The organism is Leptospira dzoumogneensis (genome assembly GCF_004770895.1).
Lineage (GTDB): Bacteria > Spirochaetota > Leptospiria > Leptospirales > Leptospiraceae > Leptospira_B > Leptospira_B dzoumogneensis.
Genome location: NZ_RQHS01000019.1, coordinates 117,043 through 143,232, shown reverse-complemented (window position 1 = coordinate 143,232; position 26,190 = coordinate 117,043). Strand labels below are relative to the sequence as shown.

At 36.1% G+C, this 26,190-nt stretch carries 32 protein-coding genes; 16 read left to right on the top strand and 16 right to left on the bottom strand.

What is annotated here, in order from left to right; genetic code table 11:
- Positions 1-215: 215 nt before the first annotated feature.
- The 3 genes from EHR06_RS14240 to EHR06_RS14230 form a co-directional block, all read right to left on the bottom strand.
- The gene (locus tag EHR06_RS14240) at positions 216-1,058 is read right to left on the bottom strand and encodes a hypothetical protein (RefSeq protein WP_135757612.1); all 843 of its coding nucleotides are present in this window, start codon (positions 1,056-1,058) and stop codon (positions 216-218) included.
- 109 nt (positions 1,059-1,167) lie between these two features.
- Positions 1,168-1,839, bottom strand: a complete 672-nt coding sequence (locus EHR06_RS14235) for a hypothetical protein (protein ID WP_135757611.1) — start codon at positions 1,837-1,839, stop codon at positions 1,168-1,170.
- Between the two features lie 563 nt (positions 1,840-2,402).
- Positions 2,403-3,785 (bottom strand): reverse transcriptase domain-containing protein, encoded by a 1,383-nt coding sequence (locus EHR06_RS14230; RefSeq protein WP_135757610.1) that lies wholly within the window; start codon positions 3,783-3,785, stop codon positions 2,403-2,405.
- Between the two features lie 448 nt (positions 3,786-4,233).
- Here EHR06_RS14230 and EHR06_RS14225 point away from each other — a divergent pair, with 448 nt between their 5' ends.
- Complete coding sequence (locus tag EHR06_RS14225; protein WP_135757609.1) at positions 4,234-4,863, top strand: hypothetical protein; 630 nt, start codon at positions 4,234-4,236, stop codon at positions 4,861-4,863.
- 78 nt (positions 4,864-4,941) lie between these two features.
- Here the strand turns inward: EHR06_RS14225 and EHR06_RS14220 are convergent, their stop codons facing one another.
- Positions 4,942-5,460 carry a hypothetical protein gene (locus tag EHR06_RS14220; protein WP_135757608.1) on the bottom strand — a complete coding sequence of 173 codons (519 nt, stop codon included), beginning with the start codon at positions 5,458-5,460 and terminating at the stop codon, positions 4,942-4,944.
- A 150-nt stretch (positions 5,461-5,610) separates the two neighbouring features.
- On the opposite strand from EHR06_RS14220, the gene EHR06_RS14215 reads away from it, so the two are divergent.
- The 3 genes from EHR06_RS14215 to EHR06_RS14205 are packed head-to-tail and all read left to right on the top strand — an operon-like array spanning position 5,611 to position 8,087.
- Positions 5,611-6,351, top strand: coding sequence for an SOS response-associated peptidase (locus tag EHR06_RS14215; RefSeq protein WP_244288608.1), 741 nt, complete (start codon positions 5,611-5,613; stop codon positions 6,349-6,351).
- A gap of 43 nt (positions 6,352-6,394) precedes the next feature.
- Positions 6,395-6,814 carry a LexA family protein gene (locus EHR06_RS14210; RefSeq protein WP_135757607.1) on the top strand — a complete coding sequence of 140 codons (420 nt, stop codon included), beginning with the start codon at positions 6,395-6,397 and terminating at the stop codon, positions 6,812-6,814.
- Positions 6,795-8,087, top strand: coding sequence for a Y-family DNA polymerase (locus EHR06_RS14205; RefSeq protein ID WP_244288607.1), 1,293 nt, complete (start codon positions 6,795-6,797; stop codon positions 8,085-8,087). The genes EHR06_RS14210 and EHR06_RS14205 overlap by 20 nt, the downstream gene beginning before the upstream one ends.
- Positions 8,088-8,112: 25 nt before the next feature.
- On the opposite strand, the gene EHR06_RS14200 is transcribed toward EHR06_RS14205, so the two are convergent.
- Positions 8,113-8,472 carry a hypothetical protein gene (locus EHR06_RS14200; RefSeq protein WP_135757606.1) on the bottom strand — a complete coding sequence of 120 codons (360 nt, stop codon included), beginning with the start codon at positions 8,470-8,472 and terminating at the stop codon, positions 8,113-8,115.
- Positions 8,473-8,750: 278 nt separating this feature from the next.
- On the opposite strand from EHR06_RS14200, the gene EHR06_RS19430 reads away from it, so the two are divergent.
- Both EHR06_RS19430 and EHR06_RS19165 read left to right on the top strand, forming a co-directional pair.
- Positions 8,751-9,239 (top strand): HNH endonuclease, encoded by a 489-nt coding sequence (locus EHR06_RS19430; protein WP_425269508.1) that lies wholly within the window; start codon positions 8,751-8,753, stop codon positions 9,237-9,239.
- Between the two features lie 139 nt (positions 9,240-9,378).
- The gene (locus EHR06_RS19165) at positions 9,379-9,543 is read left to right on the top strand and encodes a hypothetical protein (protein ID WP_167492303.1); all 165 of its coding nucleotides are present in this window, start codon (positions 9,379-9,381) and stop codon (positions 9,541-9,543) included.
- A 24-nt stretch (positions 9,544-9,567) separates the two neighbouring features.
- Here EHR06_RS19165 and EHR06_RS14190 read toward each other — a convergent pair whose 3' ends face one another.
- The 6 genes from EHR06_RS14190 to EHR06_RS14165 all read right to left on the bottom strand — a co-directional run bounded on the left by EHR06_RS14190 (position 9,568) and on the right by EHR06_RS14165 (position 13,257).
- Entirely contained in the window at positions 9,568-10,020 is a 453-nt protein-coding gene (locus tag EHR06_RS14190; RefSeq protein WP_135757604.1) for a hypothetical protein, read from the bottom strand.
- 21 nt (positions 10,021-10,041) lie between these two features.
- Positions 10,042-10,596 (bottom strand): hypothetical protein, encoded by a 555-nt coding sequence (locus EHR06_RS14185; RefSeq protein WP_135757603.1) that lies wholly within the window; start codon positions 10,594-10,596, stop codon positions 10,042-10,044.
- Between the two features lie 66 nt (positions 10,597-10,662).
- The gene (locus tag EHR06_RS14180; protein WP_135757602.1) at positions 10,663-11,103 is read right to left on the bottom strand and encodes a hypothetical protein; all 441 of its coding nucleotides are present in this window, start codon (positions 11,101-11,103) and stop codon (positions 10,663-10,665) included.
- Positions 11,100-11,498 carry a hypothetical protein gene (locus EHR06_RS14175; RefSeq protein WP_135757601.1) on the bottom strand — a complete coding sequence of 133 codons (399 nt, stop codon included), beginning with the start codon at positions 11,496-11,498 and terminating at the stop codon, positions 11,100-11,102. Before EHR06_RS14175 ends, EHR06_RS14180 begins: the two co-directional genes overlap by 4 nt.
- A gap of 16 nt (positions 11,499-11,514) precedes the next feature.
- Positions 11,515-12,207: a hypothetical protein gene (locus EHR06_RS14170; RefSeq protein ID WP_135757600.1), complete on the bottom strand. Its 693-nt coding sequence runs from the start codon at positions 12,205-12,207 to the stop codon at positions 11,515-11,517.
- 39 nt (positions 12,208-12,246) lie between these two features.
- Positions 12,247-13,257 carry a hypothetical protein gene (locus EHR06_RS14165; protein ID WP_135757599.1) on the bottom strand — a complete coding sequence of 337 codons (1,011 nt, stop codon included), beginning with the start codon at positions 13,255-13,257 and terminating at the stop codon, positions 12,247-12,249.
- 166 nt (positions 13,258-13,423) lie between these two features.
- Here EHR06_RS14165 and EHR06_RS14160 point away from each other — a divergent pair, with 166 nt between their 5' ends.
- Positions 13,424-13,843, top strand: a complete 420-nt coding sequence (locus tag EHR06_RS14160; protein WP_135757598.1) for a helix-turn-helix domain-containing protein — start codon at positions 13,424-13,426, stop codon at positions 13,841-13,843.
- 73 nt (positions 13,844-13,916) lie between these two features.
- A complete protein-coding gene (locus EHR06_RS14155) occupies positions 13,917-14,183 on the top strand; it encodes a hypothetical protein (RefSeq protein ID WP_135757597.1) in 267 nt (88 codons plus the stop codon).
- Between the two features lie 150 nt (positions 14,184-14,333).
- Here the strand turns inward: EHR06_RS14155 and EHR06_RS14150 are convergent, their stop codons facing one another.
- Entirely contained in the window at positions 14,334-15,515 is a 1,182-nt protein-coding gene (locus tag EHR06_RS14150) for a hypothetical protein (protein WP_135757596.1), read from the bottom strand.
- Positions 15,516-15,596: 81 nt separating this feature from the next.
- Between EHR06_RS14150 and EHR06_RS14145 the strand changes: the two genes are divergently transcribed.
- Entirely contained in the window at positions 15,597-16,919 is a 1,323-nt protein-coding gene (locus tag EHR06_RS14145; protein WP_135757595.1) for a transposase, read from the top strand.
- Here EHR06_RS14145 and EHR06_RS14140 read toward each other — a convergent pair.
- The 3 genes from EHR06_RS14140 to murB form a co-directional block, all read right to left on the bottom strand.
- On the bottom strand, positions 16,815-17,210 hold the full coding sequence (locus tag EHR06_RS14140; protein WP_244288606.1) for a TetR/AcrR family transcriptional regulator: 396 nt from the start codon (positions 17,208-17,210) through the stop codon (positions 16,815-16,817). The genes EHR06_RS14145 and EHR06_RS14140 overlap by 105 nt on opposite strands.
- Before the next feature lie 397 nt (positions 17,211-17,607).
- Positions 17,608-18,189, bottom strand: a complete 582-nt coding sequence (locus EHR06_RS14135) for a TetR/AcrR family transcriptional regulator (protein ID WP_135757594.1) — start codon at positions 18,187-18,189, stop codon at positions 17,608-17,610.
- A 15-nt stretch (positions 18,190-18,204) separates the two neighbouring features.
- Complete coding sequence (gene murB / locus EHR06_RS14130; RefSeq protein WP_135758061.1) at positions 18,205-19,158, bottom strand: UDP-N-acetylmuramate dehydrogenase; 954 nt, start codon at positions 19,156-19,158, stop codon at positions 18,205-18,207.
- Positions 19,159-19,270: 112 nt separating this feature from the next.
- Here murB and EHR06_RS19340 point away from each other — a divergent pair, with 112 nt between their 5' ends.
- Positions 19,271-19,396 carry a hypothetical protein gene (locus EHR06_RS19340; protein WP_279305031.1) on the top strand — a complete coding sequence of 42 codons (126 nt, stop codon included), beginning with the start codon at positions 19,271-19,273 and terminating at the stop codon, positions 19,394-19,396.
- Between the two features lie 29 nt (positions 19,397-19,425).
- On the opposite strand, the gene hflX is transcribed toward EHR06_RS19340, so the two are convergent.
- Positions 19,426-21,096, bottom strand: a complete 1,671-nt coding sequence (gene hflX / locus EHR06_RS14125) for a GTPase HflX (protein ID WP_341867511.1) — start codon at positions 21,094-21,096, stop codon at positions 19,426-19,428.
- A gap of 347 nt (positions 21,097-21,443) precedes the next feature.
- On the opposite strand from hflX, the gene EHR06_RS14115 reads away from it, so the two are divergent.
- From EHR06_RS14115 to EHR06_RS14090, 6 genes are all read left to right on the top strand, one after another.
- On the top strand, positions 21,444-22,745 hold the full coding sequence (locus EHR06_RS14115) for a HEAT repeat domain-containing protein (RefSeq protein WP_135757591.1): 1,302 nt from the start codon (positions 21,444-21,446) through the stop codon (positions 22,743-22,745).
- Positions 22,746-22,760: 15 nt separating this feature from the next.
- A complete protein-coding gene (locus EHR06_RS14110; protein ID WP_135757590.1) occupies positions 22,761-23,540 on the top strand; it encodes an inositol monophosphatase family protein in 780 nt (259 codons plus the stop codon).
- Between the two features lie 15 nt (positions 23,541-23,555).
- Positions 23,556-24,257: an MgtC/SapB family protein gene (locus EHR06_RS14105; protein WP_135757589.1), complete on the top strand. Its 702-nt coding sequence runs from the start codon at positions 23,556-23,558 to the stop codon at positions 24,255-24,257.
- 238 nt (positions 24,258-24,495) lie between these two features.
- A complete protein-coding gene (locus EHR06_RS14100; RefSeq protein ID WP_135757588.1) occupies positions 24,496-25,419 on the top strand; it encodes a hypothetical protein in 924 nt (307 codons plus the stop codon).
- Positions 25,420-25,761 (top strand): STAS domain-containing protein, encoded by a 342-nt coding sequence (locus EHR06_RS14095; protein ID WP_086447289.1) that lies wholly within the window; start codon positions 25,420-25,422, stop codon positions 25,759-25,761. It abuts the gene before it with no gap.
- An 8-nt stretch (positions 25,762-25,769) separates the two neighbouring features.
- Positions 25,770-26,189 (top strand): ATP-binding protein, encoded by a 420-nt coding sequence (locus tag EHR06_RS14090; protein WP_135757587.1) that lies wholly within the window; start codon positions 25,770-25,772, stop codon positions 26,187-26,189.
- Position 26,190: the final 1 nt, after the last annotated feature.

The window sequence follows — 26,190 nt, the reverse complement described above, 5'->3', positions numbered from 1 at the left end:
AAGAAATAAAATTTGAATTCCAATCCAATTTAGCTACATCTAAAATAGGAAATTCTTGAGACTTCTTTCCACAGACACATTCAACCCAATATAACCATTGCTTAGTTATAGGATCTTTTCGCTTTTTTGTAGAAAGACCATACCAGCTAGCGGGACAATTCAAACAGGGTTTTAAGTTTATACGGGTAATATCAGTTGGTTTTCCCATAAAGTAATTAATTCTTCTTAGAAGCTTCCTTTTTGATACCAATTCTTTTTACATACTCGTGCTGATAAGCTTGGTATCGATCAATTACTCCATTGAAGCTACTCATATCAATCGCTAAATCATATTTAGAAATTAGATACTCAATTAAATCCATTGTTGTTCCGTATTCTTGATATCTGTTTTGGATTATCCTAATCGATTCTTTAAAGTGATCGTTTTTACTAAACTCACTAAGTAATTTTTTGACATCTAGGAATCTTTCTTCGACTGTTTTCCAGCATAGACCATCCTTAATAGTAATGAAAGCTTTTGATTTACCGCCCACTTGCTGGTTCGATCCGTAGGATCTGAAGAATGCTTCATGAATTAAATCAAATAAAGTAGCTGTTACAGGTTCTTCTAAACGAAATACTGCAACATTAAATATTTTCCTTTTCATATTGTAGTCAGGACTTCTGAAAATAGCAGTTAATTGATCCCCGTATTTTCCAAGAATTTCATCTTCAGACCAAGAGTATTCAACACAAAGCAAGTTAGCAGATCTAAAGTTTATACCTAATCTTTTTGTAGTGTCTGCCCTGTTCTTTACTGCCCAGATAACACCATCTTGATTTAGGCGATTGAATAATAAGTCCAAAGAAGGACTCTTTAACTGATTAAAAAAATTGAATGAATTACTTCGGTAGGAAGTTATTTTAGATAGGTTGGATACGAAATATGGTGGCTCTATCACCTTATTCTTTTTTTGCTCCTCTTCTGTATTCCTTGCGAACTCAACAATTGAGACATTCGTTTTTGAGTCTAGTAGCTCTTCTGTTTTTCCTACATTTTGATTTTCCTTATTAAACATTTGTATTTCCTTTTTCAAATTTTAAGTATTATACATTAGACTTATCTACTATTTAAAATCGAAAGTCTGGAATAAGGAACCCTAAAATAAGAACTCCCTACGCAAATCTTTAAATTGATATTTGTGAATGACCAAATTCCCTATGTGATAAAGCCCAACCACAATAAACTAAAGCCCGAACCAGTTCTCTTATTTCCTTTTCTGGTTCGTTAAAATACTCAAGACTTTGGTGAGTGGCCCTTTGTAGTCGTCTAAACTTTCTCGTAAAATTAAACCCACCTCGTATCATTTGGTAATTCTCGGCAATGCCAGATAATCCAGCAACTCTCCAGGTATAAACTGCTTCTGATAATAGTGAACTTCTAACTATCCAAGGATCTATATTTCTTGAGAGTATCTCATCTGTTATTTTATCAGATAGTTGTTTTAGGATTCGATTAGCCTTCTTTGGATTTTCTGCATCTGCTCTGATAATGTATTTGTTAAATTCTGAAAGCAGTTCTAAAGAAGTTTTAAAAACATTATTAACATTGCTTATACCAGCATTATAGATACTGGCAATTAAGCCTTGGTTGTAGTTGTTATAAGTTACTGATAAACATTCCCAGGCATAACTATAGATAGACCAAATAGCATCTATAGCATTCCTCTGGTTCGGAGCATTATTGAATAACCTATCTATTCCCGGTAATTTCTTTAAAAACTTTGGTAATACTTGTTTTTTGGTTATGGATCTCTGAGATCCTCTTTTGTTTTTTCTAATAGGAGCTGCTTTTGGCATTTCTTTAATTCCTTGTTATTATATTTTCGAGTTATTGTTCAGAAAAGTCTCCACTCGAACAAAAGGCTTTTCCATTCATTTATGTGTTTATCTTTGCTTTTTTAGAGCCATTCAATTGATTGTACGGTCAACAGTCAGGCTCCATTTATATATTTTGTTATTTATACTTTCTTAATCTTACTTTTGTTATTTTATTAAATTTTTATTCTTCTTTTCTAAAAATTAGATTTATAGCATAACCAAAGGGTCCAATCAACCTTCTCTTTTTACAAATTCTGAGTTTTTATTACCAACAAGGATCTTTCGAATCAGAGAAAACATTGGTAGAATATTTTCTCAGCTACCATTTCGAAACCTAATTCAGTATATTAATTAGTTCAATATTCTTCCTTGAATATTTAAAATTGTTAATATAATGAATCAGTATTTAATCCTATGTATTAGACAGTTATCGCAAAACAATACATCGATTTCTGTCAAAAATATCAGATTTTCCTATCTGCTCATTTAACATTTCTATTTCCAGTATCTACTACCAGTTATTTGTTCTCTCCCTATCTAGTTTACTTATACATTCTATTTTCGTAGTAGTGAATAACATCCCAGATTCTTCGTCTGTTTGTTATATTACTAAATAGAAACTGTTTGAGTTCTACTAGTACATCCTTCAGTTTATTAGTTAGTATGTTAGACTCATCTGTTATTTGGTTTCTGTATTGTTGAATAGCAGATTTAAACCTATCTATTTGAAAGAAAATATTAACATTCCGAACTGTTACTGGAATATCTTCCTGTTTATATTCTCTAAGATCTATTACAGAGTGATCTTTATATTTTGAGATTGTTTCATAGAATATATTCAGATATTTTTCACATCTTTCTATTATTCTCATTTCATTAGGAGTAATCTTTATTCCATTATCTGTTTTACTAATTGTGTAGCCTAAGAAATGGATCTCATCTTTATCTAAATCAAATAATAACTTCCTAATCTTATCAGAGATTCCTAAGTTATACTTTTTTAAGTTACCAACTACAAATCTTAGGAGTTTAAATGCTTCGTCCTTAGTTGTACTAAAGAAAACAATATCATCTGCAAACCTTACAAACTGAATCTCTGGAAATTCTACTGTAACTGGCTTATCCAATATTTCATGTAAGTAAATATTAGAGAGAAGAGGACCTAAAACAGATCCTTGTGGAGTCCCTCGAGAGTTCTCTATAAACTGATTTTTCTCTAGCTTAGAAGACTTTAAAAATGCCTCTACATAGCTTAGGATCTCTGGACTTTTAACTTTCTCTTCTAGGATCCTAAGTAGGGGTTCATGATCAATTGAGTCGAAGTATTTCTTGATATCGATTTTAATACAGTATCTGTAGTCCCTTGATTTTAGCCTCTCTGAGAGGTATTCTAAAGCCTTGTAGGGCGATTTTCCTGGTCTATAGGCAAAACTGTTAGGAAGGAATAAAGGCTCGTAAATAGGTTCTAAAATGGCTTTTAGAAGGCTTTGAACAACCTTCTCAGTAGTTGAGAATACCCCTATTTTACGAGTTCTGGAGGGATCTGAGAGGTCTTTAGCGAACTCAATAATTTTGTATGGGGCATGGGCGTATTTGCCCTTTCGGATACGCTTAGAGATAGCCTTACAAACTCTAATTCCTCGCTTCATTCGGTGGTATATATCAATACCGTCGAGTCCATGAGATGACTTTCTATTTAATAGAAGAAGGGCTTCCCCGATCATATATGGGGATATAAATTTTGATATTTCTAGATTAATATAACCCTGTGTAGCTAACAGGGACTTAATTATATTTTGAAGAGATTTTATACATTTTTCAGGATCATATATTTCTTTTAACTGATCTCTAAAAGTCTTAGCTATCTTTGTTTTTTCACTTGTTGTATATTTCTTCAGCTTACGCTGTCTAATTTCATTAACCATTTACCCCCAGAAATATATTGAGAACAATCTTCCACCGACTCATTACGCATTTATCTGTTTCATTTCCTTTCACTATACTCTGATAAAATTTTCAGAAAAGTATAGAAACCTGTCAAGTCATTTTTATACTTTTGTCATTATACTTTATAAATTAGTTTATTATGTTTTTAGATTATTATATCACAACTTTTGAAGGAATGAATTACTAAATTACAGCATATTTCAAAGGGTCAAATTCTAAAATAATAACAAAACAGACAGAACAATCGTTCTTATTATCAAAAAATAAGGGCTAACGATCGAGGAGACTGACATAACAAATAACGCAAAATTTAGAAACTATTTTGTAAAAAGTACCAACTCAACTTAACGTTTATGGATATAATATCTAAATAGAGATTTGAATTTCTGATCTTATCTCTACTAAATAACTGCAAAAGGTTTAAAAATGATAGAATTGAATAACTTAATTGATGGAGTAACTGCGATTGCTACTAGTATGGGAGTAGGAGTAGCATGTAGTGGGCTAAAAACTTGGAAACAACAGATTTTGGGTAACAAAAAGTATGAGATATCTATAGAAACTTTGATAAAGCTAAGAATACTTTTAAATTTAGTGAAGAGGTTTCGAGCACCATTTATTCCTGCTTCGGAAGCCTTTGAATCATATAAAACGAAGAAAGGGGTTCCTCTTGATCTAATGGATAGTAAGGAATTAGATCAAGCAAACAATTATGCGATGGAGTCGAGATGGGCTAAGGTCATTGAAGCATTTTCGGATTTTGAAAGCTCATTCATTAAACTGGAAGTTATTTTTAGTGAAAAGAAATTAAATGAATCTGTTGGGACAGAGAGGATTACAGAGGTTTTATATAGATTATCAGATGCTTGGCGACAGCATACTTACTATCTATCTCAGTTAGAGAAAACCACATTACCGAACAAAAGAATGGAATTGGATCAAAAAATAGAAACCGTAGAGAAAATCTTATATTCACATATGGGAACGGAAATAGACAAAGAGTTAGAATCTTACTACTCTGACTTTGCGAAAGAGTTTAAAGAACATACAAAGTGATGCTGTAATAGATGATCGCTTAATTTAAGCAAGGGAAACCAAAATAAACTGTGATTTCCCTTGTAGTTAGCTTTGTCTTTATTTGTTTAGTATATAATTACTAAACTCGATAGCTTCATTAAATAGGTTCTCCTTCCAACTTTCATCTTGTACTGTTGGATTTTCTATCCGAACTATCTCCGTCCAAGGTAACTCAAGAATATCTTTAAATTTTGTTTCCGATTTCTCATAGGCATTTGAAAAAACTACCCCTATGCATTTGTAAAGATTAAGTTTCGCCTCATTAATTATATCCATGATATCTTGTGCTACAAGATGAGAGGATAAAATAGCAATATCCGATTCGTCTCCGCCTTCGGATCGGGTAAATAAGTCGGCAACCTTTCGGAATCTTTCTTTTATTTCTTGCCAACTTCGCCCAAGAACAAAGATTTTTTCATAGTTTTTAAGACCTGATCTCAAGCAAATGCTATGTACACGACCTGTAGACAATTTAGTATATGACTTGCCTGCAACTATCTCTAAAAGATATTTCTGAAATGTGGTCTTGCCGATATCCCCATTTCCTAACAATATATAGGAATATTTTCTTCTCATAATATGATAATCACCCTTTTTATTTTAAATATTGAATAGTTGGATTTTTTTGCCCCTGGTTTTATATAGTTAATTTCTGCTTTTTGAATTTGTGACATAAGGTTAATAAATTATTTGGAATTATTTGTAACAAGTTATCGTTGATTACTTTTGGAACCTATTTATTTTACTCTATTAATGTGTTCTCGTGTTGCTCAGTCTAATCGTTGGTCTAAAGCCCAACCCTTTCTCTTTGTCAAACCTGAAAAGGAAACAAAAAGCAGATACAATATTACTTTAACGGATAAAGCAGATATTATTCTTAAACCTGGAATTGACTATACCGTTGAAGATGCAACTTTTTGGCTTATAAATGAAGGGTCCAAAAGCTTTAAAGAAGCTATGCAGTATTCTACGTTTAATGCGAAAAGCGAAACTATCTTTGAACTGAAATCTTTTAAGAACAAAATAAGTACTCAACGATGTATATTGCCAGTTGATGCATTTTATGAATCAACTGGAACTAGCGGAGCTAAACAACCTTTTGCTTTTCGATTAAAGGATGGGCTACCTTTTGGAATGGCTGGTGTTTTTTCTAAATGGTTTAATCCCGATATCGGTAGTGAGATTTTCACCTTTGCAATAATTACAACCGAAGCTAATGAACTAGTAGCTAAGTATCATGAGAAGAGTCGGATGCCTGTGATCCTTCCACCAGAAAGTTACGAGCATTGGTTGGATGAGAAATTATCCCATAAGGATGACATAGCTTTGTTTTTTCAGACTTATCCTGCTGAGAATATGGAAGTTTTTCCTGTCTCAAAACAGGTTATAAGCACAAAGAATCGCATTTATGATGAGAATTGTCTCAAGGAAGTATATATAGAAGAAAATTCTCCAGAATTATTCTGAAGTACTTGCCTAAGTGCATATTTACTATATATACGTATAGATTATGAGTGAAGCTCAGATTTATATAGAAAAATCCACTGTTAAGATTCCTTTGCTTAATGTTACCTTAGCTGCTGGATTTCCTAGACCTTCCGATGATTACCTTCGGAAAAGGCTAGATCCTAAGGATTTGTTGGAATCAAACCCTTCTACAACATTTTACATGCGTATCTCCGGAAATGCTTGGAGTGAGTATGGAATTCATGATGGAGATCACGTTGTAATTGATCGTTCTATTCCTCCAAGTCACGGACGTATTGCAGTGGTTACATATGCTGGCAACTTTACTATCCGGCGGATTGGTAAAGTTGGTGATAGGTTATTTTTTCTTGAAAGAGATAACTACTTAAACCTCGTTCCTGTAGAACCTGAAGGCGATGTAGAAATTTGGGGGATCATTTCTTTTGGAATACATCGATTCTAACAGGAATCGAATATTTGCTCTCGTTGATGTTAATAACTTCTACGTTTCTTGTGAACGCCTTTTCCGACCTGATCTAAAAAGAAAAGCAGTCATCGTCATGTCCAATAACGATGGGTGTGCTGTTTCCCGAAGTGAAGAAGCAAAAGCATTAGGCATCAAGATGGGGATGCCCGTCTTCCATGCTAAGGAGATTCTCGGGGACAAAGAACTTATTACCCTTTCTAGTAACTATACAGTCTACGGAGATATTTCTTCTCGTTTCCAAGAGGTTCTAGAAACTCTTTGTTCAGATGTAGAGGCTTACTCTATTGATGAATGCTTTCTTGAGCTAACACATATGGCAAAAGCTAAGAAGGATCTAAGATCCTTTGCTAAAGAAATTAAAATGCGTGTAGAGCAATGGTTAGGGCTTCCTGTATGCGTTGGTATTGGTTCTACAAAGACCTTAGCTAAAGTAGCTAATTACCTGGCTAAAGAAGATAAAAGTAAACAAGGCATATACCTTATAGGAGAAGATAAGGAAGCAGTATTGTCGAATGTTCCTGTTAATGAAATTTGGGGTATAGGACCGGCATACCAAAGCCTTCTCGGTACAATAGGGGTACGTAATGCTTGGGAGTTTAGCCAGCTTCGTAAGAACTGGATACGTAAGAATATGACTGTCGTTGGATTAAGAACTGCTTATGAACTTAATGGTTATGCTTGCTACGAAATTGACGATATGCCTCAAACAAAAAAGGAAATCGTTGTAGCTAGAGCTTTCGGAGAAAGGATCGATAATTTAAATTCATTAATTGAAGCTACCTGCACGTATCTAACTCGTGCTGTTGAGAAACTTTGGAAGGAGCAAAGATTCGCACGAACCCTAACAATCTATATTCGTACAGATCCTTTCAAAAAGGATGAAAGACAATATTCACAGTCAGTTAGAATACAAATTCCAGTTGCTACGAGAGATCTCTTTGAATTACAGAACTACTGTATACAGGCTCTTAAGCAAATCTATAGATCTGACTTTCTATATAAGAAATCTGGAGTTATGCTATCTGATTTAGTAACCGAGGACCAACTACAGAAGGATCTCTTCTATGGTGATTCAGATGACCGGGTAACTGAAACGGTAGTAGGTATAAACAATCAATACTATACAGGCAAAGTAAGGACTGCAATTACTGGGTTTGGAAAGAAGTCCTGGCGAATGAGGAGAGAAACTATTTCTCCTTTTGTTACTTCGAATTGGAAAGATATTCCTGTGGTCCAAGCTAATTGTTAAGAAGTGGGAAAATTTGAAAAAAAGATTAATACCAGACTTCTAAAGCAGGTGATCCAGGAATCTTATCCCAAAATTGTCGAGAATAGCCTTCTCTAATATCCCAATGAGGTTTATAAATCCTTTCGGCATACTCTAGCACGAACCTATCAAATCCATCAACTTTATATCCATTAGGGCTAGCGATTCTAATAGATACCGCATCTGGAAAATACATTAATAACTCATTTTCCTCAGGATCATAGCTGAAGCCGGTAATTGAATTATTTTTAGCATTTCTCTTATCATACCATGATCCAAAGATTTTAACGTAGGCTCCTTCAAGAGGATTTTTCTTACTTCTTTCCAATAAACTTTCTATAAAATCTTGGAGCGGAACTTCTTTCATAATCGGCAATGATCTCCCTAAATGAGATTTGGAGACAATACTTATTTTAGATACGGTTGAAGGGGACCCAAAACTCTTAAGTCGCTTTTGGTGATATCCCATTTCAGGATAATGATAACTCTTTCTTCTCCCGATACTGTTAAAATAAATTACACAATATCCCGTTTTAGAATATTTGGTTAAATTGATTAAATCAAAAATCTGCGGACTTTGCAGAAAGGTAGGAGAAATAAGTGAGACTAAGTAAATTTCTAAAGGAAAAATACTATGAAACTCTAATGTACAATATGCGAGTGATAAGGGGAAGGTTGTATATGGTTCTTTATTATGCAAATAGCATTGAAGAAGACAGAAAGAAGGTTGGTTCTGATTCTTTACGGAGTATGAGTATGCATAGTGAATTTCTAACAGAATCGTATAATGAATATTATGCATTAAAAACTCATCATAGGAATTTTATATTACGTATACGGGAGACATATTCGTATATGGAAAAAGAATATAATCAAAAGACTTTTCCACCGGCTTTAAGAGATCATATCTTTCAGCGTGATAATTACACGTGCCAAAGATGCGGTATATCCAGGGAGCAGACGATTGCAAGGGGATATCGATTAGAAGTTACTCACAAAATACATCCGAAAGAAGGAGGATCGACTTCGTTTGCAAATGGAGAAACCATATGTTCTGAATGTAGGATAGGCAAGCAGCAGGCAGAAAAACAAAAGATCGGTTCGCGTAAAAGGCGTAGGCTTTCTAAAGTCTAACTCGATTGGATTAGTTCAACAGTTCGTTTATATTACTGCTGATAAAGAAATCTTTGTCTCTAAAATATAAACGAACTCTATGAAAGGATTTTTTAACTGTCATTCGTCAAAGTATCTACTCTCAGGAGCGGACAGCGGAATGGATACTATCAGCAAAAAACAAGTCGAGAGAACTTTGGAGAGAACGAATCGTAAAGAAGTTACTTTGTCCAGTCCTGAGAGTAATTTTTTACAAGATGCTTTCTTTGATGACCGGGAATCATTAGGTGAAATCATAGAGATTTCATTTACTACGCTGCCATAAGAATTATCTATTTCTTAATATAGATTATACTTTAATACTCTTCTCTGCAAGTCCGATCATTAAGGAATCTAACATCAAGATAAATCGGTATACTCTCTCATTGTAAGATAAAGAGTATTTCGAAATTGTATTTGGATTATCACTTGGATAAATCTTGTCAAAAGTAAATTCCTTATTAAAGGATTTCAAAGGAAGTAGAAGACCTTCCGGATTACCTTTTCCATTTTGAATGGCTAAGCCCGTCTGGTATACACTAGCATCGGTAAAACGGAAACCGTTTACAGCCACCTTTAAATGGTCGTGTTCTTCATGATTCTCCGGTGGTAAGGATTGATAATAATCCTTCAATAACTCTCCATCTTTTAACGAGAGCATAAGGAATATACATTCCATACTATCGTCTGGGTCAACTGCCAGCCACTGATGACTTTCAGTTACAAAAATTCCGTTATGCTTGCGATAGTCGAAGATTTTCATTTTGAGGTATAGATGTTCCTGCTAACGTATATTAATAAATTCCCTATATTTGTCAAAAGAATCTACTGCGATCTTTTCTAATAGACCATCTAATTCTTTGTAGGTTTCCCAGAATTCTTTGCCTATCATAAATGAAACCAGTTCTATTAAATTCATTTCCAAGTCCATATCACGAACTCCGGTCCAAATTCTATCTGAGATGACTGATATTAAATTTTCAATTGTATCTACTTCGTCTGATATACAGTAGTCTGCGATTTCTTTTGGAAATCCTAATAGTAAAAGAAAATCTCGACCGGCTTCTTCATGAAACTTACCTTCAACTGATAATTCTTCTGGATATAAAACTTTCCCAATATCGTGTAGAAACACTCCAGAGAACAAAATATCGGTATATAAACTTTCTCGTAACTCAGTGGAAAGGCCATTTACAACTCTTATAGCTACAGAAAGAGTAATTTCATGATGTTTAAGTAATCTTTCAGGGACTCCTAACTCTTTTTGAAAATGGTAAAGATCTTCCAGAGCTTCTAAAGTTCCTTCAGTTAAGGAATTTCTTTCGATTAATTCTAACATTATATTTTCTTCGAATCTATGATTGTATCTCAATGAATTTTAATTCTCTTATTATAGAAATACTTTTCAATCTATGACTTCAAAGTCCAATAACTCACATCTTGCTTTTGAGAAATTGGATTTGTTTTCTATGGGTGATTCCAAATTAAATTTGATAACTGTTCTTGGAGGATATATGTCCTCTGGTGCTCGGATCTTCGCTGAATCTAAATCGTAATCATTCTTTGTCTGAATATATACTCTAATTGAAGCGTTCTTTATTGTTTGATTAGAGTTATTTCTTATAGAAGCCTTACAGAATATTTCGTAACCAGCATCTGGATTATCTCTATTAATAAACCCTGAAAAAGGTAGAGCTTTACGCCAACAGGAGCAAGAAACAACTGGAAAAAGTGTCACATTTTCTTTTGCTTTAACTGTCGGCTTAGTGTGACAGGAATCCAAACATTTCCCGATCCAACCGACAACAAGAATGAATAGAAGAATCAATCCGATCTTTTCTCTCATTCTTCTTCTCTCTTGAAATAAACTTCTTTTACCTTACAGTCTGCTTTTCCATATCGCAGATCGTAAGCAGTTCCGTACGTTGATTTTAGGGAAATTAGTGATCCGGGTCTGTAGTTGTCTCCATTTGAGGTAATATCAGTTTCAGAAAGCTTATATCCTGTTTTGGTTTGGATTTCTACAGTAACATCAACTCCTAAAATAGTTTCTTTAGAGTTATTTTTAACAGTAGCAGAACAAAATAACTCATATGCAAGATCCGGATGACGACCGGCGATGAACCTTCCAATAAACTGAATAGGTCTTTTAGTACATGAACAGTGAGTAACTTTTAAACTCTTCTTGATTTCCTCTTTTCTTTTATCAGGACTACAAGAAACTAATATTAAGATACTCAAAACTGTCGCAAACAATTTATGGACAAATATAGGATGCAACGGCGTCACTTGTGTACACTGAGCTTTGGTAATTTTCTTTGTTTTCTCCGTTTAACTCTACAGATGCTGTTTCATAATACAAGTATCCAGAGGCTCTACTGTCACTGAAAGTTGATGAACTTAAATCGATCCCAGTATAGTTACCTGTCCAAGAATCAGAAGAGCGAGTATAGGTATAATTTGTTCCATCTTGTGGACCACCAGTGATCAAAACAGAGTATGTAAGGTTCTTAGCTTTAGGAGAACCAGGATATAATTCTCCCTCATCTACTAGATCCGCTCTTGATGCGTAAGTATAAGTAGAGACTTTAGAAAAATCTATTTTATTACCGAATGTATTGTGATCTGCATAGTTTTGATACTCATAAGTGTATAGATTCTCGGTAAAGACTATCGTTGTATCATCGGGCATAGACCATAAGGAACTACCACCGAGATTGTTAAGGACATACCCTCCTAAGTTAGTCATTCCCCCGTTTATTTTACCGTTAACACCCATATTGGAATATACTGAGCGACAGCCATCACCTGGGAGTTTTGTATTAGAAATATTCCATAGAACATTAACAAGGTCTTGAGTATTTCTTTTGTTCGTTTCAGCGACTCCATTTCCACAACCTACATATGTGAAAATTAGAAGAATTACCATTGTCAATTTCTTGGTAAGCATAACTATCCCTCCTTTTTGATTGGATCAATGCTGACTAAATTATTTCCTGTATTGATTATTTTTGTTATCTATATATCTAGCTGTAGAAACACAGCTTTTGAAATCATCTACACAATCATCAAAGGAATCTGTTCCTCGATAGTTATAGCAGGCGCGGTTGAGAATGACTTGGACTACGAGTTCATTTTCTCTGAGGAAGAGTCCAGAATCCTCGAAGTATTTATAACCGTCCCTTATGTTGTCTAAGGAGAACTTGCGAGAACATTTGGTATACTCGGTTTGCTTTGCTTTTTCAAAATCTTTAGTAGCGAGTGCTAAGAAGTTTTTATCATCTCTGAATTTAAGTCCGTTAAATACTTCCATAGGAATGACTTCGGTTCCGGATGAATCAACTACTGAGTAATAGTAGTGAAAAATCTTACTGACTGTCTCGTCGTTACTCCTCCAGAGCAGATTCGCATCAAGTTTAGAGAAAGGGATTTCAACAGTTCCGTCTTTAAACGCGAAAGTCTTATCAAACTTAATACCTTCATTTTGAAGTTTGAGTTTAACTTTAGGATTTTGAATTTCTTTCTTTTTTGTAGGAATAACCTCTTCAGTAGTTTCCGATTTAGAACCAGAGAAAGCGACTACGAAAGGTAAAGAAATTAAATCGATAAGCATCGCCGGTATAGTAAATGCATACCCTAACCCCATTATCCTCAGAGGTTGGAAAAGCATACAATTCCAGTAAGATTCTGCTTCGAGTGTATCCCGAGTGAACACACATGAAACTTTCTTTGAAGAGGTATCGGGAGATCTGGAGATAGAATACTCCTTCTCTTTCTTTACTTTCTCATACGTAACTTGAGTTTCCGAGTAGTTGAAAAGAAGCCCGTTAGCTGTAAGTCGGTAGTCGATCAGAAACTCTGATTTTGTTTGATCTGGGATCCTAGTTAGCTCTTTTTCAGAGGTTAAGCTGGAAGTTTTTATATACGGAAGGCAACCAACTAGGGCTGTCCAGAGACAGGAGACCAGTAACAGGGCGGCAATTTTATTCCAAATAGGCATTCGTTCCTCCACTCTCGGTTTTAGGTTTAGGTGTTAGCATAGGGATTTTCTGCTTCACAGGCTGAAGCGATGCTGGAACCGTATTCGTTGGTTCAATTTAGCTTAGATCTCATTTTATGTTAATAACATAATTTGTAAAGCTTTATTTTATTGACATTTACATTAAATGGCTTCAAAAAACACAGAAATAATATTTGGTGCGAAGACTAAGGCGATAATTGAAGCGTCAGGAGATACGCAAACTGAAGCCGCTAAGAAATTAGGACTTTCAGTACCTGGTTTAGGGAGCATAACGCAAAACAGAGTAAAAACAACTTCTCATGAAGTTCTAATTGCATTGGTTAATGTTTACAATGTCGATTTGCTCTATCTAGTTGATAACGATATTCCTGTCCTTCCGATTCGCTACAATTCTTCGAAAGAAAGAATGAAGCCTGAAACCGATGAAAACAAAGTCTTTTATGATTTGATAATAACTACGAAAGGTCTGAAAGAAATAGTATTTAATTTATTGAAAATCCCTGCAAAACATAGGAAAGCTATAGGAGACATGATAGCAGCGTTAGCCGAAAGAGATGATGATTAATTAAATATTCTTAATCTTGAAATCTCATAATTTTAACTTTACAATAATCTGAAAATTGAATCATCTAGGTAGCATGAATTATAATCCTATTGTAAATAGAATAAAACTGAGATTATTGGACTTAGCGAAATATCATAATCTAAAGTCGGGTGGATTTTTATCAGTACAGAATATTACTGGATACTTAATGGATAGTTCAAAGGGACCTGTGGAAAAAGGTCCAGATATAACTGAGGCAATTAAGTTGATTGTAGAAGAAGGATTATTCACTGTAAATGAAAAAGACGCGGGAATATTTCTAACTGATTCTGGTTTTCAATATATCAATGAAAACGCATGAAAGTATTCTTCAAATAAGTTTGAGTACTTTTTAATAAAATAGTCTATCTACCTATACTCTTTAGCGAAATAATTCAAAGCACACCGAAATTTGGAAATTTAGAGACATCGATATTTTTAATCTATATCAACAGTCCTTACCATATTCTTTTTATATATAAAGCAGAGCTTTTAATTCTTCCAATACATCCTTACTCTTTGATTTTACAATCGTATTAAATAATGTAGCGTAATTAGTAGGCTTGTGATTCAACAAATGGCTTAAATTATTTTCCGTAAAAAAATAATCATAATACGGTAAACTTAATGCAGCATGCCTAAAATCATCAAAATCATTTGCTTCAAATTTAATCTTATTTAATCCGCATCTCACGTTCGCATTCAATCCTGCGAGAATTCGGTAGGCAGGCATTTCATCGTTTATCTTTTCATATTTAAACATATTATAAATCATATTCATCATACCTGCAACACTTTCGGGTTCTTCTTTTTCAGGTAAACTCCCGTATACTTCTTCAAATATGATAGACATAGCTTTAATTACAAATGGTTCACTTAAGGAAACCATACCGCTAATTTCATCCATAAAAATCTTTTTAAAATCATCCTTACTGTGATTTAATGATTCTTCATCAGAATTTAATTTTGAAGCTAATCTTTCTTTATCCGAATTGTAACTATCATGTTCCCTTTCCTCAAGGAGATCCAATAAATCAATCATCTTCAAATGTGATTGCATATCTATTAGAGCTTTCTGAAATGCTAATTCTTGATTCTTTTCCAATATAGTGTTTGATAGATATGATTGTCCGATTATTTGACCTATACTGACCCAACAGAAATCATCTCGTTCGACATGAAGTTCTTTATGTGTATATTTTGTGAATAGATAAATTATTTCATTGGTAAATAAGTCATAATCATAGTCGATACCGATTCCGCCAGAAAACATATCCATTAATTTAGCAGTTGCCTTTCTCGTACTTAAATCTTTTTGCAAAAACAGTTCTGCATAAAGGGCAGAGCTAAGGGGTATTATAATTTTCTTATCATTCACTAGACGATTAATAATTTCAAATATTTGTTTATCTTCTGCATTATGAGCGACTCCCATAAATACTTCCCGCAAACGTATCCAGTATTTAGTATCTAAATAGATCTTCTTTTTTCCTTTAACTTGCTTTGACATCCTAAGTCTAAAACTCTTTAAAAATGATCTTATCGAAACTTGGCTTTCAGTGAGATATTGTTGATATATAGAAAGAAAATCGAATCCATCTTCTTTAATACGTTTTAGAATACTTTGTAATTTCGGATTTGATTCGCTATTCATATTGAAAACATTCCAATTTAATACTTGACAAAAGTCTCCACATATGTATATATTCCGCATCTAATTTTTTGAGAGGAATAGATGCCGCAGACTCTTTTAAAACCGGAATTTTATTTAGAAAATGATGTTTCCAGTGGTATATACAGAAAATCTGAAACTTGGTCGGAATTAGGCATATCTCTTAGGTTGAATGTTAACAAACCTGCAAAATATTTAACTTTAGTAACTGAAGAGAGTAGGGTAGAAGAAGGTAAAAAGAATACAGAGCGCAATCCTAAGAATTTAAGAAAACATCTCTCCTCTATTAGACTGTATAGAAAGCTTCAATCAGGTATTGATACAGATTTCTATGAAAAAATTACCAAAAAGTTCTTAGATGATTTCTATCCAAAGAAATGTATTAATCCTGCTTGCGAAGAAAGAATCTTAGATAAAGAGATCTCTACTAGACCAGATATAATACGCTGTAGTAAATGCCACCGACAACAGTCTCGTCTTAGTTATACACCATTAATGGGATTAAAACTACCTCTCTATATGTTCGGAGTGGTATTCCATGAATCCTTTTTACAGTTTCCTAAAGTTCTTACAGCAACAGAGATTTCTAAAAGACTTGGAATAGAATACAAGAGTGCATTAACTCTAAAAAGAAGATTCCAGTTATTCTGTTCTGATCAATTACCAAAATATAAAGTTCTTACTTACCAAGCCTTGGAAGAAGAATATAAAGGATTTAAACTAGATCCTAATATAGAAACAGATGTAGCTCCTAAAATGGGCTTAAAACCCTATGTATCTGCTGATTCTTGTGTTTTATACAGTACTAGTCAAAGAGCCAATAAGGGAAGATCCCGATACAGACATGGTGGTCTTACTAGCTCTATATATATGAATAAGAGCCTTGGGGGGAGGCAAATAGGGACTTTGGTACATGGTATCTGTGTACAGAATGGTCCTGCTTTCTTTGAGAGTGTTTCTGATACTAAAGCTAATACAATAGGACCACTGTTAGTAGAACAAATTCCTTATAGCGTACCTCTTTTTACAGACCAAGGTTATCCCTACTTATATAATCTCTACAAGAACCATAGATCGGTAAACCATTCGAGTAAATCTAAAGAGTCTCGTTCTGGTTTTGCTAGAAATAGATTCCAAAAGCATAATGTACATTCTCAAACTATTGAAGGGAATTTTAGACTACTGAAATCATCATTTAGTAGTTACTGTTATATAAAACCAGAATATAGTAAGTTATATTTGGATGAGTTTAGTTTTATTAAGACTGCGAAGTTTTTTGGACTAGATTGTATAACTGAGAGGTGTTTCGGATCTCATTTTTTCTGGGTAAGACGATCTACCGGAGCGGGGTCTGCGACGGTGGTGAGGATTGGACAGGAAAAATGAGATCCTAAATGCCTCATTGAACAAGTGATCCTTGTTACGGAAATGGCGATACATTGTACCAACTCCAACTTTTGCATGAGCAGAAATTTCGGGGATCCTTGTTTCGAAAAATCCTCTTTCTGCAAATAACTTGAGAGCGGAGCGAACGATCCTCTCTTTTGATTCATCCTGTTTCTTATGTAGTCTTTCTTCTTGAGGCTCCTTTTCTGTTTCATGTATGGGATCCTGATCGGGTGTGAGCTCTGGATCCGTGGAAATATCTAGGGTTTCTATCTGGGGGCTATTTTCCATTCGGGTAACCATTTTCAAATTTTATTTTTCTTAAATTTCTTTCTATAAAGTAAGGCCGAAAGTTTCGACTAACGATCATTATTGTCAAGGATGAAAGGCTAAATTAACATAATTTATAATCTATCTGATACATTTGCCTTCGATCAATGAAAACAAAGTTAATTCGATTAGACCTATTGGGATAAACTTGCTATTCATCAATACCGGAATCTGAATTCAGATTCCGTAAATCATTAGAATCTAATATATAAGCATATTAGAAAGAGATGTTATTTGAGAAATGATAAATTGGGATTTGAAGAATGTATAATTTGGAATATTGTTTCCGCTTTTAATAAGGATCTGGTTTGGAATGATTCTTATCTCTTAGGAAATAAATTTCAGAATGGGCAGGAGTTTATTTCGCCAATGCTTTCCAGAGAGTTAAACCGGAAGCATGTAATGTCTCTGCAGAAAGTCGGATATAACCGCCTTTTGCCATCTTCACCATTCCCACAAAACTTCCATAACATAAGGAAACTAGTTCCATGGAACCAAGGTCAGATTTTATATCTCCCTTTGCTCTTGCCTGTTCTAAGAATGTACAGATGAATTCCATAGTTTGGGAGGTTGCTTTTTTGCTGGCTTGGTCCAGATAAGGGGAATGATAGTGTAACTCTAAAAATTCAAACGCTTCCGGGTAACGGTGGTAGAAGGTTGCAAGCGCTTTCCACAAATGAACGAATAAGTCCTTGGACTTCGCTTTTTCAGGATAATTTTCTGCGAGAGTTTCTCTCAGTTTGTTTTTCCAGAAACGATATAGTTCGTTTACCAATTCTTCTTTGTTCTTATAATATCTGTATATAGTTCCGGCGCCTATCCCTGCATCCTTAGCAAGATCCGGTATAGGGGTTCCTTCAAAACCTTTTTCGGTGAATAACCTTAAGGCAGAGGTGAGTATTCTTTCTTTTTTATCTTCCGGATCTCGAACTACTGGCATTTGATTTTCCTGGAATTAAGGAATGGAACCGAAGTATTCCACTTCTCTTTGTAATAACACACCTGTTTCTTTTTCCACTTTTTCTTGGACGGTATTTACAAGTCCATACACATCGGAGGCCTTTGCTCCTCCGGTATTCACTATAAAATTACAATGTTCCGGAGAGATCTGAGCTCCACCAATTTGTAAACCTCTTAGGCCTACTTTATCTATGAATTGCCAAGCTTTGATCTCTTTTTCTTGTTCGTCGAATACCTTTGGGTTTTTGAACATGGAACCTGCACTTTTTTTATTTTGAGGCTGAGAAGAATTTCGTTTGTCTCTTTTTTCTTTGAGAGAAGTTTCGATCTCTTCTAAGTTTCCAGGTTTTAATTGGATCAGAATGGAAAGAATAATAGAATCTTTTCTTTTTAAAAATTCGGTAAATCTATAGCCGTGTTCTATCTCGGTAGGTTTTCTTTTAAGAATTTCTCCGTTTCTTAAAAATTCCACTTCTTGGATAAGATCGAAAAGTTCTCCTCCGTAGCAGCCTGCGTTTTGTATGACTGCTCCACCAGTCCAGCCTGGGATTGTGCTTAGGAATTCCGCTCCTGTATATCCTTTCTGAGAGATTTGGCGAAACACTGGAGTGGTATTAGTAGCTGCTCCAACTTGGAAAAGACCTTCTCCCATGTCTTTATACTCTTTAAATCCACCTGAAAGTTTTAAGATCACAAAATCATTCGGATGATCTGAGATTAGAATGTTTGTGCCGCCTCCGAGGATCTTCCAAGGCAGGTCCAGTTTTTTGAATACGGAAAGAGTTTCTAGGATTTGTTCCTGGGTTTCAGGCTCGACCATTACGGGAGAAATTCCTCCGATCTTAAAGGAGCAATGGACGCTCAAATCCTGATTTTCCCGGTAAGGTAGACCGGAATTTTCTAGGGAATTCTTTAGTTCTCGGATCTGTATTTCGGAAAGAATGGCCACTTTATTCAAGTTTCCCTGTTCGGATCTAGGAGCAAGAAAAAAGTCTAAGGCTTAAAAAAGGCTTATGAGAAGAGTGGATCGGTCCGAACATTCTTTTAGGGGCCGAAAGAATATGTTTTATTTGCTCTTACAATCCGTGTATCAAGATTATATCACCGGAAGATCGGATAGGGAAACTTATATCAATTCCGTGATCCGATTGGCTATGGACCAAGAAAAATTAGCAGGTCTGGTTTAGCTCGACCTTCTTCAAGCGTCTAAACCTGCTTACACGTAGGTTTTTTCAGTTTCCTCTTCCAATTCCTCGTCTTCTTCCCAAGGTTTAGTACTAGAGAGTTTTGCCTCTGCTTGAGAGTAAATTCTCTCTTCTATCCGATTCAATAGAGTTTCTAATCCGAAACCTTGGATGGCAGATACGTAGATCGTATCCAGATCTGCTTCTCTCAGAAGTTCGTTTCTTGCTTCTTCCGGTAGTCCGTCTACTTTGTTGAATACTAAGATCCTCGGGATATCGGATAAATTCAAATCTTCTAATATAGTTTCGACTGCTTCCATCTGTTGTCTGAATTCAGGATTGGAAACATCCACCACATGCACTAAAAGATCAGAATCTCCTAACTCTTCCAGTGTTGCTTTAAATGCATTGGATAGTTCCGGGGGAAGATCATGGATAAATCCCACAGTGTCGGAAATAATGATCTCTCTTTCTTCGGGGAAACGGATCCTTCTGGATGTAGGATCTAATGTTGCGAATAACTTGTCTTCGGATAATACCGTAGAATTTGTCATCGCATTCAGTAAGGTGGATTTTCCCGCGTTCGTATAACCCACGATACCGCAGACTGGGATCTCGTTTTTCTTACGTCTTCTTCTTGCGATCTCTCTTCGTTTTTTCAAGGACTTAAGTTCTTGTTCTAATCTGGAAATTCTTTCTTCTACTCTACGTTTTCCGATCTCTAGTTTTGTTTCTCCAGGTCCTCTTCCTCCGATCCCCCCGGTGAGCCTGGACATATTATCATCCAACTCGGAAAGTCTTCCTTTCAGATATTTTAATTGTGCGAGTTCTACTTGTAGTTTACCATCTCTGCTTGTTGCGTTTCTTGCGAAAATATCCAAGATCAATTGTGTTCTATCTAAAACCTTCAGATCCGCATAATCGGAGATCTTTTTTGCCTGAGAAGGTGTGAGTTCCAGATCGAATACTAATAGTTCTACCTGCTTTTGGATAGCTTTTAGTACGATCTCCTCTAGTTTACCTTTTCCTAATACTGTAGAAGGATCTAAACGATTTTTTCTTTGGATGAATGAGTCTACTACATGAACTCCCGCTGTCCTGCAGAGTTCTTTTAATTCTTCGATGGATTGTGCAGGAGGACGTATTCTATTATTTTCAGGATACACTCCTACTAAAAAGGCCCTGTTCTCTTTTTGGGCTCCTTTCAGATTTTTACGATATCTGGTCATCCTGCTTTCGATGTCCAGAATTTCGTCCAGTATACCTTCTTCCAATTGTCCCGGAACTTTTTTAGAAAGAACAGTCCAAGGTTCTCCCTCTTCGTCTTCCGGATTTACATGTGCGGAATAATAAGACTTAGGAAGTCCCTTATCATCCATTGTGACTGCAGTTATATAATCTAAACGTAATAAAGCTAAGTCTGTAAGATCTTCCTGGTTCAGGCTTTCTTCTTTGAGATGGCTGTGAACTAATCGGACACCTCTTAACCTGGCTTCGGATGTCCTGATCCGATCCAACCAAGGAATATCTATGGAAGAATCAGATCCCACGATCACGTGAGTTACGTATCCGTTTCGATCGATTAGTATTCCGATTTGTCTGCTGATTTCTAAGGAAAGTTCTGTGAGTGTTCTGGAAACTTCGGGCGTGATGATCACGTTTTCCCGAATTCTACGCTCGGAGAGTTTTTTGAGTCTTTGGATCTGATTGGACTTAAGTCCGGAAAGGTTTCCGCTGAGCTTACTGATAAATTTGCCTCTTCTCTAAGAATTAGACGGTACCATTTTCCAAAAGGAGAGTCAAGCAGTTCCGGCCGCAAAAAAGGTAAGAAGATCGAATTCTATAGATATAAAGGTATAGATGGCAAATCTATATCCTGTTCTGGAAAGAAATTATTACTTTTACGGTTTCATTACTTGCAATCGAGGATTCTAGCATAAAAAAAGGTAAACGGCCGATAACGGATGGTCGAAAAAAAGAATAGAGGCTGGCACAGGGAAATGTTTCTTGGACCAAAGCTTGCTTTTCGATTAAAAGAATGTTTGCCCCATTGAATTTCAGATTTTTATTTCCAGGCTTATTATTGATCGCCTCCCTTGGAGTCTGGTTTTCACCAATTCTTGCTCAAACTCCCGAAGATCCTAACAATACTTCCGACGTAGGGAATAATTCCTCGGACACAGAGGATACCTCTTCTTCCGATGAAACGGAAACGAATAAGAAAAAACCTAAAAAGCCGGTCCTGGATCCTGAAACCAAACGTTATAATGATCTTTTAAAAACAGGTTTGTTAAAGGTTTTTGAAGCGGAAGCCACATACAATTATCCTCGTTTAAAACATTTCGGACTGACACATCCAATTCCGAGAGTTAGAGCAGCAGCAGCTTTGGCTTTAGGAAGATTGAAAAATCCGGTAGGTGTAAAAATTTTACACCAGATGATAGATCGTGACGGGGAATGGGTGCGCCAGGCCGCATATAAGGGACTCGCGGATATAGGTTCCAGAAGTTCATTAGATTATTTTTATGTAGGTGCCAAGTCTTCCGATAGAGAGATCAGAGTTGCCTCTTTCCGAGGAATGGGTAAAACATTAGATCCTGGAGCAAGAGAAGTACTCTTAAAAAAAGGTCTTAAGTCTGACGATAAGGAAATCGTAAAGTCTACTCTTTTGGGCCTTGGATATTACCAAGTTCCGGAAGACCTTCGTATATTTATAGATTATCTAAATTCGGAAGACGAAGAATACCAAAAGGCTGCTGTGGAAGCTTTGGGTCGTCATAAGACCAGAACTTCCATGAAAATTCTGGAAGATTCTTTCAAAGATAAAACGAATCTTAGGAACCAGATCCTGGATACGTTGACAGAGCAGAAAAATTCGTTCGCGATCTTTGCATTATTAAGAATTTTGAATGCTAATGCTGATTCCGAAAATATAGTAAACGAGATCAGCGCAAGGTTGTATAAACTAAAAGCTGTCGGAAAATATATGACCATTGTTTCCGATAATACTCCTCTCCTAAGAGACCCTTATGTAGGAGCTCCTAAGATCCGCGACTTAGAAGCAGGGGAAGTTGGAAAAGTGATCAGCAAACATTCGGTAGCTTATATTATTGCGATCGAAGGCCAGAGAATAGAGGACTTTTATTATAAGGTTTTAGTAAACACCAAGTACAAGGATGCATTTACTGAAACTGTACAAGGCTGGGTGTTTGGAAAGTATATCCAAATTAGGACTATTTCCATGCCTAAGGAAGAAAAAGAAAAGAAGAAAAAACCGAAAAAACCTTCTATCTTGGATGATATGGAAACTTCCGAGCCGGCTCCTAATACCCAAACAGAAAATCCTAATTAATGTTTCTGTTTTAGGATGATCGATCTTTCTGAAATTTTATCCGTTTTTAAATTTGCATCTAAATCTGCCGGAACTGAGATCCTAAAATTATTCGGGAAAGAATCCACATTCGATCTGAAGGATCCAATGCAGATTTTGACCCAAGCGGACTTGGATTCTCATCGTGTATTAGAGGAAATTCTCAAAAAAAATTTTCCCGGAATTCCTTTGGTTATGGAAGAGCAGAATAATCATGAACCTCTTACGGAAACCTTTATCGTATGTGATGAGTTAGATGGCACTACTTTGTTTTCCAGAGGGATCAAAGAGTTTAGCGTAATTTTAGCTTATATAGAAAATGGATCACCTAAAGTCGGATGTATTTATTTTCCTGCCTTGGATACTTATCTCACTTCTCAAAGAGGTATCGGAACTTTTATCAATGATAGAAAGATCCTTCTGAAAAAAGGAGGAAGTCTGGATCGTTCCGTTCTTTCTCTTGAGATCAATAATACTTTCCAAGAAGAAGACTATCGCTGGATCGCAAGTGCGAGTAAGAATACTCTTGCGACTCGTGCTTTGGCGGCAACCGGGGCAGGATTTTTAGAATTATTGGAAGGCAAGACCGATCTATTCATGAACCTAAGCGGAGCCAAGATCTGGGACTTTGCCGCAGGAGTCCTTGCATTGGAAGAAGCAGGCGGGATCGCTTTGGACAAAGAAGGCAATCCTTTGAAATGGGATAAGATCAGAATGTCCGCATTATTAAGTAGAGATCCGAATTTTCTAAAAGAAGTTTACCGGCTTAAACCTTAGATCATTCCTTGGATTATGCAGGAATTTCTAACCATTTTGGATTCTAAAACGATCGATACCATTACGGTAAGTATTCGGGTGGCTTTGATCATTATTTTTGCCGGCGCCGTTGGCTGGAATAGAGAAGGCAAAAATCATGGGGCCGGTTTCAGGACCCATATTTTGATCGGTCTTGCTTCTACAGTTCTAATGTTATTATCTATTTTTATTCCGGAATTTTATTCCGTAGTGGGTGGAGATCCTTCCAGGATTGCGGCTCAAGTAGTTTCCGGAGTTGGTTTTTTATGCGCAGGCGCGATCATGAAGTTCGGATTGACCGTGAAAGGACTGAATACCGCCGCTTCTATCTGGATCGTTTCCGCGATCGGTTTGCTTGTGGGTGCCGGTTTATATTATGCAGGATTTCTAACTACGGTTGCTACCCTGATCATTCTGGTCTTATTCGATCTGGTGGAAGAAAGATATTTTGGAAAGTATGAATATAAGGTTTTGATCCTAGACCTGAAACAGAAAAAATTCCACCGAAAAGGGTTTAAAGAATTATTATTAAGAAATAAGTTAAGATTGGTTTCTGAATCCTTTATGCAGGATTATCAAACTAAAAACGCTCAGATCAAATTAACCATCGCGATGCCTAGAGACTTTGATATTCTAAAGATCGTAGATGAATTCAGAAATCTGGCGGATGTAATAAAGATCAGTATTGAATCGACCTGAGGTCGGGAAACTAGTACCGCGACAGGGATCGCAGCGGAAATCCGGCGATGCGCCATTTATGGTGCGTCGCTGATTGGAGCGTAGAGCCCGGTCCGAGCGAAGCGAGGAGTCGCCCCAAAATCTAATATTACAATTCCGAAATCTGTTTATGTCCTATTAGTTTCTCTCGGAATCTATTCGAATTTCGGAATTTGCTATGCTTTTTTATGAGCTTATAAAATGATTCTGACCTGGGAATATGGCCGAAAAAAGAACATCGATCCCTTCGGATCTCGCACAGGAACTTGTAAAAATTATCCGGCTTCTTGCCATGTCCGGCAAAAAGAATTTTAAAAAATATCTATACGATCCGTTTATCTATGCGGGCTGGGAAAAGGAAAAATCCCATTCTGCTCTTGCCGCAAGCAAGATGATAGATAAGATCCAAGAGGATTCTAATAATCCGTCGTACCTGCATACTATTCCTCATCAATGCAAACGTTTGGTCTCTCAAGCAATTATAGAAAGTCTTTCCGCTTTAGGTGACTCTTGTATTTTCTTTCTGGAGAAGATCCAGGAAATTGGAAGTGTTGCCGTTTCTCCCGAGGCTTTGGAGTTTATAGCAGTATTAGAAAAACCTTTAAAAGAATTCGAAAAAGTGACAAGCAGTAATAACGAGAAACTTTTCGAAGATTCCATTAAAAATTTTTCAAAAGAAGAATTAAAATCGGCATTCGAGCCTGTAAAACTGGATGGGACCAGACAAAAAGTATATTTGGATACCGAGGTCCATACTTTGTATCAGCAGATCCTTTCTGCGGCAAAGGTGAATAATCTGGTCCGCTGCAAAAAACTACTTTCCAGATATATTATTAACTACAGTGATTCGGAAACTTACAGCGAACAAGAGGTGGAGAATCTTTTGGACGCATTAGGAAAACGTGAAGTTGGATTTAAGGAAACTTTAAGGGATTCTCTTGCGATCGAACTTTACTTTTCCATAACAAAGGGTATATTAGAGGGAAATGCGAAGAAGGCGATCCAAGGTATCCGGAAATACGCTCATATTTTCGAAGGGGATCCGAATACAAAGTATTACTACGAAATAGACTCTTTAGAAAGAAAATTATACGGAATCATCCAAGCGAAGGATTTAATGAAAGAATTAAGGAAGGGTGTGTAAATGGCGAACCTCACATTTAACGAAAAAGTGGACGGAAGCAAATTGATCCTCACTGTCGCAGGAGAGATCGATGCTAAGACTGCTCCGGATCTGAAAATCAAATTGGAAGCGGCGGTTGGGAACGGGATCAAAACGATCATCTGCGATTGTTCCGCTCTTACTTATATCGCTTCTGCAGGGATCGGTGTTTTGAACTCCATCCAAAAATTCCTGAAGGAAAAATCAGGAGAGATCGTTTTCTGCAGTCTCAAAAAAGAAGTAAAGGATACGATGGAGTTGATGTATTTCACCAAAAAGGTGAGAGTTTTTCCTTCTTTAAATGATGCGTTAGGCGGAGTTTGAATCCTATTATGGATTTCTCTCCGGAAAAAATCCTATATTACTCCGTCGATCTGGACGAACTTTCCAAAATTCGGGGAGAGGTCCGCGAATTTTTAGGAGAAGATTGTTCGGATATAGTTAAGGGCAGGATCGTATTCTGCCTGGATGAAGCTATGACCAATGTAATAGAGCACGGATTTACGGAGCCTGATACTTCTAAAATCGAATTAAGAATGAAAAAAAATAAAGGAAGCTGGAAGTTTTCCATCCTAGACCAAGGCATTCCTTTCGATCCCACCAAAGAAAAAAGCGAAACCTGGAAGGAATTATACGACAGCGGAGCAGATGGAGGTTTCGGATTACGTTCCATTAAAAAGATAATGGTCGTACGTTACCAACGTCTCAAAAATCCTCCGCGTAATAAACTCACTCTGATCCATACGAGATAAT